Here is a 13,895-nt window from a genome sequence, read left to right on the forward strand (position 1 = left end):
CGTGAGTTCCGTCGCCCGCGACTACTATTCCTGCCTATGTCTGACTCCCCCGGACCTGGGCTCGTCCCGGTGCGCCGCCGCCCCGCGGACGCGCCTGGCGACACGGCTCTCCCCGCCGATGAAGTGACCGATTCGCCCGCTTCGTCGACCGAGGACGGGTCGGACGCGGCTGAGCCGACCCGAGGTCGGGCGGCCTGGCAACGGTGGCGACCCTCGGTGGTCACCGGGTTCACGACCTGGGCCGCCGGGCTGCTGGCGTACTTCCTGGTCACCGCCGTGGCCTGGCTGCCGACCGAGGGGCTGGAGAGCAAGGCCGGGCCGGTCCCGTCGACGTTCGGCCAGCTGCTCCAGTCGTGGAACCACTGGGACACCGTCTGGTACGTGATCATCGCGGACTCCGGGTACGAGGCGGACTCGCGCAGCACCGCGTTCTTCCCGCTGTTTCCGATGGCGATGCGGGCGGCGAACCCGCTGCTGCCAGGCGGCGCGTTCGAGGCGGGCATCATCGTCAGCGCGCTGGCCTGCCTGATCGCGCTGATCCTGGTGCACCGGCTGGCCACCGAGATGATCGGTGCCGAGGACGCCCGGCGCACCACGGTCTACCTGCTCGCGTTTCCGACAGCGTTCTACCTGGTGGCGGCGTACAACGAGTCGCTGTTCGTGGCGCTGGCGCTGGCGTCGCTGTACAACATGCGCCGCGGTCGCTGGTGGTGGGCGGCGATGTTCGCCGGGTATGCCAGCGCCACCCGGATGGCGGGCGTCATGCTCGGCGCGGCGTTCGTCTACGAGTACCTGCGCCAGCGCGGCTTCTCGCTCCGGTCGCAGCGGCGTTACGGGCGGATCCTGCCGTGGCCGGTCGGGTTCCGGCTCGACCGCGACGCCCTGGCCGTGCTGCTGATCCCCGCGGGGCTGGGCGCGTACATGCTCTACTGCCAGTCGACCTTCGGCAACGCGCTGCAGTTCCTGGACGCGCAGAAGGCCTGGTTCCGGGAGGGGTTCACCCCGCCGTGGACCGTCATCGGCGACGTCGTCGCGCTGATCAGCAGCAGCGACTCGATCTACCATCCCGACGCGATCCGCAACATCGTCAACCTGACCACGGCCCTGGCCGTGCTCGTGCTGCTGGTGCTGGCCCTGGTCGGCCCGTGGAAGCTCGGCGCGGACCACGCGTACCTGGTGGTCTTCGCGGCGATCATCATCCTGATGCCGTTGTCGAACCCCATCCACATGCACTACCCGCTCAGCTCGACCTGGCGCTACGCGCTGGAGTGCACGGTGGCGTTCATGGTGCTGGCAAGGATGGGCCGCAACGTGCACTTCGACCGGGTGTACACCACCGTCATGCTCGCCCTGCAGGGCGCAATGGTCATCGTCTTCGTCCAGAACAACTTCGTAGCTTGAGTTGCCCGTGGGACGGGGTTGTGGGGGTGCGGGACGCGGCTGAACCGGGCTGTAAGGTCCAGCCGTGATCGATTCGGTGGATCTTGTCATTTTCGACTGCGACGGCGTGCTGGTGGACTCGGAGACCATCGCCATCCGGGTGGCCTCGCAGATGCTGGGCGAGCTGGGCTGGCCGCTGACCGACGACGAGATCGTGGAGAACTTCGTGGGCCGCTCGGCGGCCTCGATGGTGCCGGTGATCGAGCAGAAGCTGGGCCGGCCGCTGCCGCAGTGGCCGGAGATGTTCGTCGCACGGCAACTCGCCGCGCACGAGGCCGGCCTGGTGCCGGTGCCCGGCATCGTCGAGGCGCTCAACGCCATCACGCTGCCGACCTGCGTGGCCTCCAGCGGGCGGCACGACAAGATGCGCAACACGCTCGGCATCACCGGCCTCTACGAGCGCTTCGAGGGCCGCATCTTCTCGGCCACCGAGGTGGCCAACGGCAAACCCGCACCGGACCTGTTCCTGCATGCCGCCGCGCGCATGGGCGCGGACCCGGCGCGCTGCGTCGTGGTCGAGGACAGCCGCCCCGGCGTACAGGCCGCGCGGGCGGCGGGCATGCGGGTGCTGGCGTACGCCGGGGGAGTGACCCCGGCCGATTGGCTCACCGGTCCGGACACCGTGGTGTTCCACGACATGCGCAAGCTTCCCGACCTGCTCAGGGTCCGGTAGTCGCGCTCACCGTCACCGCACCGCCCGCCCAGGCCGCCGCGCTCAGCCCGAAGGTGCTCGTGGTCGGCATGGACGGGCTGAACTGGGCCAAGGTCGTCGACGCCAACGCGCCGACGCTCGACGCGCTGGCCGCCGGCGGCACGCTCGGCGAGAGCCTGCTCTACTGCAATCCGGTGGCGAACTCGTCCAGCGGGCCCGGCTGGTCCACCATCGCCACCGGCGTCATGCCCGACAAGCACGGCGTCAAGGACAACACCTTCAGTGGCAAGCAGTACGGCACGTACCGTTCCTATGGACTGTGCATGTGTTGTTCATGCGCAGTCGCGTGCTCCGGACGGTGTTGGGCACGCTGGTCGCCCGCTTTCGCGGCGGTGTGCGGCGGCGCGCATCGTGTGCGCGATCCGGGTACACCGGGGCGGGGTCCCTCACACCCTGAGGTACCGGGTCGGGCCTGGGCGTTCCGATGCCCGCGACGATCGCTCTGGTCGTCGCGGGGCGGTGGCGTCCGTCGCCTGATCCGGTGTCCGAGGGCGCGTCTGGCTATCGCGATGGCGGCGCCATCGTGACGGGTCGGTTTGCGGCGGGGCGATGTCATCGGCTTCTGCCAGTGCTGCGCCCCCCATTTCGAGGTGTAGGCCGGGTCGACGGGCACGACCGCCAGCCCCAGGGCTGCGGCCATCGACAGTAGGCGGGCTTTGAGCCGGCCGGTGGGGATTCCGGAGGTCAGTTGCCGGAACCGTTTGCGGCGGCCGTGCTTCTCCCTCGTTTTCTGCTCGGTGAAGTCGAGGTTCTCCACCGCGATCGCGGTCACCCCGGCGCGTTTGGCGTAGTGCAGCAGCCGAGTGATGGCGTGGCGGAGTTGGGCGTCGCGGTGGGCGGCGTCGCCGGACAGGTCGTAGCCGAAGCGGCGCGGGTCACCGACGGGGTTGCCGTGGACGTCCAGGAGCCACGCGGCCAGGTGGTCGTCGTTCATGTCGACCCCGACCATCCCCGCCGCTTGCGCCGCCTCCAGCGGGATCGCCTGGACCGTGGGTTGCTGCCAGGCCGCGGTCAGGTACCAGCGGCCACGGTCGGGGTCGTGGTGGATGCGGTATGCCACGGCGAGATCGGCTACGACGCGGTCGCGCCAGGCCTGCCCGCGGTGGGCGAACCCGACTCGGCTGGTCAGGGTGTAGCGGCCGTGGGCGGTGTTGGCCAAGTGCGCCAGCGGCACCGGCAGCTTGATGCTGACCTGGCCGTCGGGCGTGCCCCGGACCGTCTCGTTGCCGTACCGTTTGCCGGTCTCCCCGTCGGCGGACAGGAACCACCGCGCCGCCTGCCACCGCTGCTGCCACTGGGCCTCGGTGATCCCAGCCTGGTCGAGGTGGTGGCGGGTGTTGGCCAACCGCCGCCCACCGCGCACCACCCGCACCCGACCGTCCTGCCAGTCCCGCATCGCCGCGGCGTGCCGATCCCGAAGCACGCCCAGACGGCGGCGCTTGCCGAACCATTCCGAGCGCGAGCGGTACCCGCCCGGAGCACGCCGGGTGCCGGGCTGGCCGATCGGCTGGGCCAGGCGGTGGGTCAGCATCGCGATCCCGGCCTCCAGGCCACGGATGTGCGCGTCCAGGCTGCGCCGGGACAGTGCCCACTGATCGTGGCTGGCCCGGGTGATCGAACCAGCCCACCGCGACGACGACACAACGGTCAGCGAACGCTTCGCTCAGCCCACCGGCCGGCGTCGTGACCGAGACCGTCACGGCAACGGGCCTTCAGATCCCCCGACGCCAGCCCGCCCAGATGCTGCCCGACCAGCACCAGCACCCGCTCATCGGCCGGAGTCAGGTGTTTGAGCCGGTCACGGACCGACACACCCGAAGGCCCCGCCGCCACGAACGGTGCGGCAACCGCACGCAACACCCGACCCCGCCCACTCAACCCCGACCACCGCCAGCAGCCGACACGGGACCGCCCTGCGCGAACAGCGCCCACAGCTTGCTCGGGCCACAACGACCCGACCGCATCGCTCCAGAGCAGCTATCCACATCAGACATGGTGATGATCCTAGGCTCCGTGTACGACACTTCCGCACGAGGTGAACCCGTGCGGCGATGCCGCCCGGTGGGGTCAACGAGTGGCGCGGCTGGTCATTTGCCGACGAGGAGTTTGGGGCCGCACCCAGTCGAGCCGGAACCGCGCGTAAGCCAGTCAAGCGCTGCCACACCGACGCTCGGGCCAGGGCTGAGACGCCGACCGTCACCGTGCCCGCCTCCGCTACTACAACGCGAGCAACAACTGGTACTGGGTGATCGACGACCTGCGGGTCGGCTGACCGTCGCGGCGTCCCGGTCCGGCGGTGCGGTCGCCGGTCCGGGACGCCGCCGTGCACGTGTCCCCAGGTCGATTGAGTCGTTCCTCCTGGCAGGCGCCGCACGGGGGCGGCGTCTCGCGGGGTGCCCGACGCTCCGCCGCAGTTTCGTGAACGCCGCGCGGGGGCGGCGGAGGGTGTACGACATGGTCGACCGCAGGCGGATTCTTCAGGCGACGGCGGCCGCGGGTGCCGCCACGGTGCTCTCCCAGCGTGCCGGCTGGGCCTGGGCGGTGGGACAGGGCCGGGCGGGCACGCTCGACCCGGCGAAGATCCGCAAGTACGTGACGCCGCTGGCGGTGCCGTCGGTGATGCCGCCGGCACACCGCGAGGAGGGCGGGGTGGCCCGCTACCTGATCGGGGTGCGCCAGTTCCGGCAGCAGATCCTGCCGTCGAACCTGCCGCAGACCACGGTCTGGGGCTACGGCGACGTGTCGAAGCCGCGCAGCTTCCGCAGCCCGTCGGACACCATCGAGGCCCGGGTGGACCGGCCGGTGCGGGTGACCTGGGTCAACGACCTGGTCGACTCCTACGGCGACTTCCGCCCGCACCTGCTGCCGGTGGACCCGACGCTGCACTGGGCGAACCCGCCGGGCGGCGACGCCGGACGCGACACCCGGCCCACGTTCACCTCGACGCCGGGGCCGTACCGGGGGCCGGTGCCGATCGTCACGCACCTGCACGGCGGCCACTCCCACGAGGAGAGCGACGGCTACCCGGAGGCGTGGTACCTGCCGAAGGCGCGCAACATCCCGGCCGGGTACGCGACCGTCGGCACGTTCTACGACGAGTTCGGGGAGGAGTTCGAGCGGCGCTACGGGGCGGCGGCCTGGCAGCCGGGCACGGCGACCTTCCAGTACACCAACGACCAGCGCGCCTCGACCCTGTGGTACCACGACCACACGCTCGGCGTGACCCGCGTCAACGTGTACGCCGGACTCGCGGGCTTCTACCTGCTGCGCGGCGGCAAGGGCGACCTGCCCAAGGGAGTACTGCCCGGCCCGGCGCCGCAGCTCGGCGACAAGCCCGGCACGCGCTACTACGAGATCCCGGTGGTGGTGCAGGACCGCTCGTTCAACGCCGACGGCTCGCTGTTCTACCCGGCCAGCCGCGCGTTCGCCGACGACGCGGGCCCGTACATCCCGCAGGGGCCGTTCCCGCCGATCTGGAACCCGGAGTTCTTCGCCAACACCATCATGGTCAACGGCAACACCTGGCCGGAGCTGGAGGTCGAGCCGCGCCGCTACCGGCTGCGCTTCCTCAACGGCTGCAACGGCCGCGTGCTGATCATGAAGGTGACCACGGACCCGCTCGCGCCGCGCCCGGCCCCGGTCGCCCTGCCGATCTGGCAGATCGGCAACGACGGCGGTTTCCTGCCCAAGCCGGCCAAGCTCCAGCAGCTGCTGATGGGCCCGGCCGAGCGCGCCGACGTCATCCTCGACTTCACCGGCCAGCGTGAGGGCACCGAGTTCTACCTGATCAACGAGGGCCCGGACGAGCCCTACAACGGCACCTTCAACCCGTCCGACCCGGCCACCACCGGCCAGGTCATGCGCTTCACCGTCGGGCGGCTCACCGGCAAGGACCGCAGCACCCCGCCCGAGGACCTCGACCTGCCCTGGATCAAGCCGATCGGCCGGGCCGACAACACCCGGCAGCTGTCGCTGGACGAGGAACTGGGCCACGACCAGTCCATCGAGCTGATGCTCGGCACGGTCGGCCCCGACGGCCACGCGATGCCGATGCACTGGGACCACCCGATCACCGAGGACCCGAAGCTCAACGCCACCGAGATCTGGGAGTTGCACAACTTCAGCCAGGACGCCCACCCGATCCACCTGCACCTGGTGCAGTTCGAGATCCTCGGCCGGGGCGTGGACGGCAAGCAGCCGCCGGAGCCGGGCGAACGCGGCACCAAGGACACCGTGATCGCGCTGCCGGGCGAGATCACCCGGATCAAGGCCACGTTCGACCTGGCCGGCCAGTACGTGTGGCACTGCCACCTGCTGGAGCACGAGGACAACGAGATGATGCGGCCCTACCGGGTCGGCTGAGCGGGTTCCCCGGGGCGGTGCGTGTGCGCGCCGCCCCGGGGCGCGTCACAGCCAGCCGGAGCGGCGGAAGGCGCGGTACATCGCGGACGCGACGACGAACATCAGCGCGAGCACGATCACGTAGCCGTACTTCCAGTGCAGCTCGGGCATGTAGTCGAAGTTCATGCCGTAGATGCCGGCGATCGCGGTCTGCGCGGCGGCGATGGCCGCCCAGGCGGCGATCTTGCGCATGTCGTTGTTCTGGTCGACGGACAGCTGCGCCAGGCGCGCCTGCAGGATCGAGTTGAGCAGGTCGTCATACGCGACGATGCGCTCCACCGTCCGCAGCAGATGGTCGTTGACGTCGCGGAAGTAGCGCCGGATCTCCTTGGGCAGCCCTTCCTTGTCGTCGATCAGCGCCGCCAGCGGGTGCTGCAGCGGGGCGACCGCCCGCTTGAACTCCATCAGCTCCCGTTTGAGCTGGTAGATCTGCGCGGCCCGGTTCTGCGACTGGGGCGCGAAGACGTGGTCCTCCAGTTCGTCGATGTCGTTCTCGAACGCCACCGCGACTTCGAGGTACGAGTCGACCATGCGGTCGGCCACGGCGTGCGCCACCGCCCACGGGCCCTGCGCCATCCGGTCCGGCCGCCGTTCCAGGTCGGCGCGCACCGGTCCGAGCGGCCCCGCGGGACCGTGCCGCACCGTGATCACGTAGCCGTCGCCGATGAACAGCACCACGGAGCCGGTCTCCACCACCTCGCAGGTCTCGGTCAGCGCCGAGTGCTCCACGTACCGGGTGGTGCGCAGCACGAACAGGGTCACGTCGGCGAAGTGCTCGATCTTGGGGCGCTGGCGGCGCGTGGTCGCCGCCTCCACCGCCAGCTCGTCCAGGCCGAACCGTTTGGCGATGGGGGCGAAGTCGGCCTCGCTCGGCTCGTGCAGGCCGAGCCAGAGGAAGGAGCCGGGGGTCTGCCGCACGGTCGCCAGGCCGTCGTCGTAGTCGCACGCACCCGGCCAGCGGCGGCCGTCCACGTACACCGCGCAGTCGATGACGGAGCCGTGCGTCGCGTCGTCATCGTCGGCGGAACCCGCCGGGCCGGTCGGCCGGATCCGGGAGGCGGCCTTGCGCAGCGGCGCGGTCCACGCCCAGGCGACGCCTGCCTGCTGCTCGTCGCTCACGGTCACCTCCGGTCCGGTCCTCGTGGCGATCTTAGTCGGCTACAGCCGGAGGAACGGTTCCGCGTAGGTGAACACTCCCCGCACCGCCGGGTCGTGCCCGGTCAGCGGCCGGGCCTGGAAGTGCGCGCCCCACTCGGCCTCGGGGGCGAGCACGCCGAACTGCTCGGCCTGCCGGAAGCCGAACCGGCCGTAGTAGCCGGGATCGCCGAGCAGCACCACCAGCGGCTCGCCGAGCGCGTCGGCGGCGCCCAGCACCGCGTGCATCAGCGCGCCGCCTACCCCGGATCGCTGGTGGTCGGGCCGCACGCTGAGCGGCCCGAGGCCCAGTGCCGGGGTGTCGCCGACACGGCCCCGGGTGCACACCACGTGCCCGACGACCTCGCCGTCGACTTCGGCGACCAGCGACAGTTGCGCAAGCCAGCCCGCGTCGGCGCGCAACTGGTCGACCAGCCCCGGTTCGGGGGCGGGGTCGGGCGCGTACATCGGCCCGAACGCGGCCTCGGTGACCGAGCGGATGGCGTCGACGTCGGCGGGTGTCTCGCGGCGGATCAGCACGCCGCTCATGGTGCCGTATGCACCGGCGGCGCGCTCGCGGGCCCGTCGACCTCGGCGCTGCCGCGCACCTGGAGTTTGCGCCGGGCCCGCTCGTAGAACGTGGTCAGCCCGAGCCGCACCACCCGGGCGGCGTCGGCGATCGCGGTGATCGCCAGCCGGTCGCCCGGCGTCACGTGTCCGTCGACGCGGCCGTCGACCTCCACCGCGAGCCGGCCGCTGTTCTCCAGCACCTGCAGCGCGAGCGCCTCGTCGGCGGACAGCACCAGCGCGCGGTTGAAGCTGGAGTGCGCGGCGGCGGCTGTCACCAGCACGGCGCGCACGGTGGGGGAGACGATCGGGCCGCCGCTGGAGAAGGCGTACGCCGTCGAGCCGGTGGGCGTGGCCACGATGACGGCGTCGGCGGCATAGCGTACGAACGCGTGCCCCTCCACGGTGATGGCGACCCCGGCCAGGCCGTCGCCGGGGATGCGGCACAGCGCGATGTCGTTGAACGCGGTGACCTCGTGGCCGCCGGGCAGCGTGGTGCGCACCGCGAGCCGCGACTCCACCGAGTAGTGCTGGTTGTCGATCGCGGACAGCGCCGCGGGCAGCCCGTCCACGTCGATCTCGGGCAGGAAGCCGAGCCGGCCGAGGTTGACCCCGAGCACCGGCGTGGTCCGGCCCGCGCTCAGCCGCATGGTGCGCAGCATCGTGCCGTCGCCGCCCAGGCTCACCAGCAGGCTGGAGCGCTCCGCCAGCTCCTGCGGGTCGACGGCGACCGCGCCGCAGAAGATCCGGTCCACCTCGTCGGGCAGCCCGAGCACGGTGACGTCGCGCCGTCGCGCCCAGTCCATGATGGTGTCGATCGCGGGCACGGAGTCACGCTGCGGATGCAGCACCAGACCCACCGTGTGTACGAGGCCCACGCAGCCACTCTACGGTCCAACCCGCTCTCCCCAAGCCACATCGCCGGGCGCCGCCCGCCCCTTGATCACGACGATCTTGCGTGGACTGTTGCCAGCTCGCCCGAGATCTGCGTGTCGTACCCACCGCTCACGCAAGATCCTTGTGATCAAGGAGCGGTCAGCGGTTGCGGGGTTGCAGACGGCGGGTCGGCTCAGCGGTGGTCGGGTCCTCCGGCCACGGGTGGCGTGGGTAGCGGCCGCGCAGCTCCGCGCGGACCTGCGGGTAGCCGTTGCGCCAGAACGAGACCAGGTCGCCGGTCACGGCGGCGGGGCGGCCGGCGGGGGACAGCAGGTGCAGCACGACGGGCACCCGGCCGCCGGCCAGCCGGGGGGTCTGCGTCCAGCCGAACGCCTCCTGCACCTTCACCGCCAGCACCGGAGCGGCCGGGTCGGTGTAGTCGATCCGGATCCGGGATCCGCTGGGCACCTCCAACCGTTCCGGGGCGAGCTGGTCGAGTTGGGCCGCCTGGGCCCAGGGCAGCAGGGTGCGCAGCGCGGCGGCGACGTCGACGCGCTGCAGGTCGTCGCGGCGGCGGGCGGTGTGCAGCGCTCCGCCCAGCCACTGCCCGGCACTGGCCAGCAGGGACTCGTCGTCGACCGCGGGCCAGGGCTCGCCGAGCGCGTGCGCCAGGAACGCCAGCCGCTCGCGTAGCGCGGTCGCCTCGGGGGTCCAGCGCAGCAGCCGCAGACCCTCCCGGCGTAGGCCCTCGGCCAGCGCCTGTGCGACGCGCTCCCGGTCCGGCCGGTCGAGCGGGCGCTCCGCCAGCACGATCGCGCCCAGCCGGGTGACCCGCCGGGCCACCACGTCCCCGTCGGACCAGGCGATCTCCTCACCCGTGACCAGCAGCGGGGCCGCGGCCTGTCGTGCGGTCGCCTCGTCGGTCGCGGCGGCCAGCCGGATCCGGGCCGAGCTGCTGCCCGGTTGCCGGTCCGCGGCGGCCACCGCCAGCCAGGGCACCCCGGTCAGCGGCGAGCCCGGCGGCAGTTCGGCGGCGGTGCCCCCGGCCATCAGGTAGGTCCGGCTGCCCGCGCCCCGGACCCGGGCCACCCGCTCGGGGTAGGCCAATCCGACCACCAGTGCACCGGCCAGGTCATCGGTCAGCCGCCCGGTGCCCGTCCGCTGAGACTCGCCCACCCGGCCCGACTCGGCGGCGCGGCTCGGGGCTCCGGGCCGGCTGGAAACCGCTGCCCGGCTCCGGGCCCCGCTGGACCCGGCGACAGGGTCGGCGAAGCCGCTTTCGCTGCTGTGCAGGCTGCCGGTCAGGCGGCGGACCTCGGTGCGCCAGGCGGCGCTGGCGGCCCCGTCGGCACCGTCGCGCAGTCGCCGCCAGGCCGCGGCCAGGTCGTCGGTGCCGATCGGGGTGTCCGCGCCGAGCAGGGCGACGACCTCGGCGGCGCGGTGCGGGCCGAGTTCGGTGGCGGCGTCGAGCAGCGCGCGGGCCAGGCGCGGGTGCGCGCCGACGCCCGCGATGGCCCGGCCGCGCGCGGTGACGCGGCCGTCACCGTCGAGCGCGCCGAGCGCGGTCAGCGTCTCGCGGGCGACCGTCGCGGCGGCCGCGGGCGGCTGGTCGAGCAGGGCCAGGCCCGCGCCGTCCGCACTGGACCAGCAGGCCAGCTGCAGCACGAACGAGGTCAGGTCGGCCGAGGCGATCTCGGGGTCGGGGTGCTCGGGCAGCCGCTCGTGCTCGGCCTGCGACCAGCACCGGTAGACGACACCGGGGGCTTCACGCCCGGCCCGCCCGGCCCGCTGGTGCGCCGAGGCCCGCGAGGCCCGGACCGTGACCAGCGAACCCAGCCCGCGGCCCAGGTCGGTACGCGGCACCCGGGCCAGGCCCGCGTCGACGACCACGCGTACCCCCGGCACGGTCAGGCTGCTCTCGGCGACCGCGGTCGCCAGCACCACGCGGCGGCGGGGTCCCGGCCGCAGCGCGGCGTCCTGGGTGCCCGCGGCCTGGCGGCCGTGCAGGGTGAGCAGGTCCACCTCGGCGCGCAGGCCGGCCAGCCGCCCGGCGACGCCGTCGATCTCGCCCGCGCCGGGCAGGAACACCAGCAGGTCGCCGTCGGCCCCGCGCAGGGCTTCCCGGATCACGGCCGCGACGTGGTCGAGCAGGCGCGGGTCGACGCGCAGCCCGTAGGGCGCGTCCACCGGGCCGGTCGGCGGACGCCAGCGGACCTCGATCGGGTGTGGCGTGCCCGAGGCGGTCACCACGGGTGTGTCCGAGCCCAGCGCGGTGGCCAGCCGCTCGGCCTGCGCGGTCGCCGAAGCGGCCACCAACCGCAGGTCGGGGCGCAGCGCGGCGCGCACGTCGGCGGTGAAGGCCAGCGCCAGATCGGAGTCGAGTTGGCGCTCGTGCACCTCGTCGAGCAGGATCGCGCCGACCCCGGACAGCTCCGGGTCGTGCTGCAGCCGCTGCACCAGCAGGCCGGTGGTGACGACCTCGACCCTGGTCGCGGCGCTGGTGCGGCTGTCGCCGCGCACGCTGTACCCGACGGGCCCGCCCAGCGGCGTGCCGGTCAGTTCGGCCATCCGGCGGGCGGCGGCGCGGGCGGCGACCCGGCGCGGCTCGGCGACGACCACCCGGCCGGTGACCGCGCCCGCCATCGCCAGCGGCGCGAGTGTCGTCTTGCCCGATCCCGGCGGCGCGACCAGCACCGCCGCGCCGTTCCCGGACAGGGCCGCCAGTAGCGTGGGCAGCGCCTCCCGTACGGGCAGGTCGGTTTCGGCCGCGTCAGACAACACCCGCCCAGTCTGCCGGACGGCCGGGCCGGGAAAGCCCGGCGGTGCCGCAACCTGGCGCGGGCCCGGCCCGTGTTCCAGAGGTGACAGTGTCAGATTTCGAGGCGTTCTACCGCGGCACCGCCCCGCGGCTGATGCGCTTCGCGTACGGCCTCACGGGTGGCCTGGCCGAGGCGCAGGACTTCACCCAGGAGGCGTACGCCCGTGCCTGGCAGCGCTGGGCGTCCCTGCAGCGCTACGACAACCCCGAGGCGTGGCTGCGGCTGGTGGTGACCCGGCTGGCCACCGACTGGTGGCGGCGGCTGACCGTGCGGCGCTCCACCGGCCTGCCCGACCCCCCGAACGTGCCGCCCCCCGACGAGGAGCTGATGACCGTCGTCGCGGCCCTCAAGACGCTGCCCATCGACCAGCGCCGGGTGCTGGCGATGCACTACCTGCTCGACCAGCCCGTGGCGGAGATCGCCGTGGAGCTGTCGGTGCCGGTCAACACCGTCAAGTCCTGGCTCGCCCGCGGGCGGGCCGGGCTCGCCACCGCCCTGGGGGAGCGCAGCCATGTCAACTGAGCTGGAACGCTTCTACGCGAGGCTGGCCGACCGGGTGGACGCGGTGCCGCCACCGGAGCTGTCCGCGGTGCGCGCCCGAGCGGCCCAGCGCCGCCGCCGCTCCTTCGGCGGCCTGCTCGCCGCCGGGGCCGCCGTGGTCGCCGCGCTGTTCGGCGCGCAGGCCGTGCTGGCTCCGGCCGCCACGCCGGTGCGCCCGGTGCTGCCCGCGCTGCCCGCCGCGACGGACTTTCTCCCGTTCGACGGCTCCGCCGCGCCGGTCATCCGCTTCACAGGGCCGGTGCGCTTCGGCATGACCTCGACCGCGGGCGAGCGCTCGTACGCGATGTGGATGGCCGAGGACGGCACCGAGTGGGTCGGCGCGGTCGACCTGACCACGGGCAAGGCGCTGTGGCCCGCGCTGTCGCTGGGCAAGTTCGGCGACACCAACGGCTTCGAGGTGTCCGCCGGGGCGATCCTGCTGCTCACCGAGCAGGGCTTCGACAACCCGCTGATCAAGGACGGCAGTGACACGATCATCGCGGTCGACCCGGCCACCGGGAAGATCATGTGGACGCTGCCGTACTCCTTCAACGACACCGACCGGGTCCTCTACGACGACACGCTCGTGATCACCTGGGTCCAGCGCGGCGTGACCGAGGCGCTCGACCTGCGTACCGGCAAGGCGCGGTGGACGGTCACCGACCGGGTGGCCCAGTCGGGCACCAACGCCATGCGCACCCTGGCCGAGTCTTACGTCGTCGGCGGCCTCACCGCACGGGTGCCCGCGGACCGGCGCGTGGTCCTGCACCTGGCCGACGGGCGGGTGCAGGTGCGTGACGTGGTCAGCGGCAAGGTCGAGCGGGAACTCGCCGCGCCGGTGCTGTCGGCCGGACCGGACCTGCTGCGCCAGGAGACGGTGGTCGACGGGACGCTGTACCAGTTCGCCGGGGCCAAGGTCGGCACGCTGCGACTCGACGGGTCCGCCGCCGCGAGCGAGGCCACCCTCCAGGCGACACTGGCCGGGTCCTGGCCGTCGCCGTGCGCCGCCGGCGGCGTGTTCTGCGCCGTCACCGACGACACCGGTGACAGCGCCAAGCTGACGGCCGTCGACGCGCACTCGGGCGCGACGGTCTGGCAGCGCGACCTCAAAGGCATGGTGCGCGGGGTGCTCCCGTCGGGGGTGGGGCTGCTCGCCATGGGGGAGCCGTCGGCGGTGCTCGCGGTCGACGGAACTCCACTGGCCGAGCTGGGCGGCTCGGCGATGTGGATCGAGTCGGGCAACCTGCTGGTCATCGGCCAGTCGGGAGTCTTCGGCCATCAGCTGGCCACCGGCGACGACGTCGCCCTCGGGCAGCTGAGCGTCACCGGCTACTGCTCGGCGAACGCGACCACGCTGACCTGCCCGACCAAGGACGGGATCGGCGTCTACCGGTACGCCCGCTGAT

The 13,895-nt window shown here is 72.9% G+C and carries 10 protein-coding genes and 1 pseudogene; 6 read left to right on the forward strand and 5 right to left on the reverse strand.

The features are described from left to right. Positions 1–36: 36 nt before the first annotated feature. From AB0B66_RS28965 to AB0B66_RS28975, 3 genes and pseudogenes are all read left to right on the forward strand, one after another. Positions 37–1,401 carry a mannosyltransferase family protein gene (locus tag AB0B66_RS28965; RefSeq protein WP_360535885.1) on the forward strand — a complete coding sequence of 455 codons (1,365 nt, stop codon included), beginning with the start codon at positions 37–39 and terminating at the stop codon, positions 1,399–1,401. Positions 1,402–1,465: 64 nt separating this feature from the next. After that, complete coding sequence (locus tag AB0B66_RS28970) at positions 1,466–2,113, forward strand: HAD family hydrolase (RefSeq protein ID WP_360535887.1); 648 nt, start codon at positions 1,466–1,468, stop codon at positions 2,111–2,113. Positions 2,114–2,172: 59 nt separating this feature from the next. After that, positions 2,173–2,391, forward strand: a pseudogene (locus AB0B66_RS28975) (alkaline phosphatase family protein); the annotation flags it as partial. Positions 2,392–2,402: 11 nt separating this feature from the next. On the opposite strand, the gene AB0B66_RS28980 reads toward AB0B66_RS28975, so the two are convergent. Continuing rightward, positions 2,403–3,794, reverse strand: coding sequence for a hypothetical protein (locus AB0B66_RS28980; RefSeq protein WP_360536029.1), 1,392 nt, complete (start codon positions 3,792–3,794; stop codon positions 2,403–2,405). A gap of 812 nt (positions 3,795–4,606) precedes the next feature. Between AB0B66_RS28980 and AB0B66_RS28985 the strand changes: the two genes are divergently transcribed. Continuing rightward, positions 4,607–6,514, forward strand: coding sequence for a multicopper oxidase (locus tag AB0B66_RS28985; RefSeq protein ID WP_360535889.1), 1,908 nt, complete (start codon positions 4,607–4,609; stop codon positions 6,512–6,514). Positions 6,515–6,559: 45 nt separating this feature from the next. On the opposite strand, the gene corA is transcribed toward AB0B66_RS28985, so the two are convergent. The 4 genes from corA to hrpB form a co-directional block, all read right to left on the reverse strand. Further along, positions 6,560–7,672, reverse strand: a complete 1,113-nt coding sequence (gene corA, locus AB0B66_RS28990) for a magnesium/cobalt transporter CorA (RefSeq protein ID WP_360535891.1) — start codon at positions 7,670–7,672, stop codon at positions 6,560–6,562. A 39-nt stretch (positions 7,673–7,711) separates the two neighbouring features. Then, positions 7,712–8,227 (reverse strand): N-acetyltransferase, encoded by a 516-nt coding sequence (locus tag AB0B66_RS28995; protein ID WP_360535893.1) that lies wholly within the window; start codon positions 8,225–8,227, stop codon positions 7,712–7,714. A 5-nt stretch (positions 8,228–8,232) separates the two neighbouring features. Continuing rightward, the gene (locus tag AB0B66_RS29000; protein WP_360535895.1) at positions 8,233–9,132 is read right to left on the reverse strand and encodes an NAD(+)/NADH kinase; all 900 of its coding nucleotides are present in this window, start codon (positions 9,130–9,132) and stop codon (positions 8,233–8,235) included. 157 nt (positions 9,133–9,289) lie between these two features. After that, positions 9,290–11,911, reverse strand: coding sequence for an ATP-dependent helicase HrpB (gene hrpB, locus AB0B66_RS29005; RefSeq protein WP_360535897.1), 2,622 nt, complete (start codon positions 11,909–11,911; stop codon positions 9,290–9,292). Between the two features lie 80 nt (positions 11,912–11,991). Between hrpB and AB0B66_RS29010 the strand changes: the two genes are divergently transcribed. Both AB0B66_RS29010 and AB0B66_RS29015 read left to right on the forward strand, forming a co-directional pair. Further along, positions 11,992–12,471: a SigE family RNA polymerase sigma factor gene (locus AB0B66_RS29010; RefSeq protein WP_360535899.1), complete on the forward strand. Its 480-nt coding sequence runs from the start codon at positions 11,992–11,994 to the stop codon at positions 12,469–12,471. Continuing rightward, a complete protein-coding gene (locus AB0B66_RS29015; RefSeq protein ID WP_360535901.1) occupies positions 12,461–13,894 on the forward strand; it encodes a PQQ-binding-like beta-propeller repeat protein in 1,434 nt (477 codons plus the stop codon). Before AB0B66_RS29010 ends, AB0B66_RS29015 begins: the two co-directional genes overlap by 11 nt. Position 13,895: the final 1 nt, after the last annotated feature.

Source organism: Catellatospora sp. NPDC049111 (assembly GCF_040648615.1).
Lineage (GTDB): Bacteria > Actinomycetota > Actinomycetes > Mycobacteriales > Micromonosporaceae > Catellatospora > Catellatospora aurea.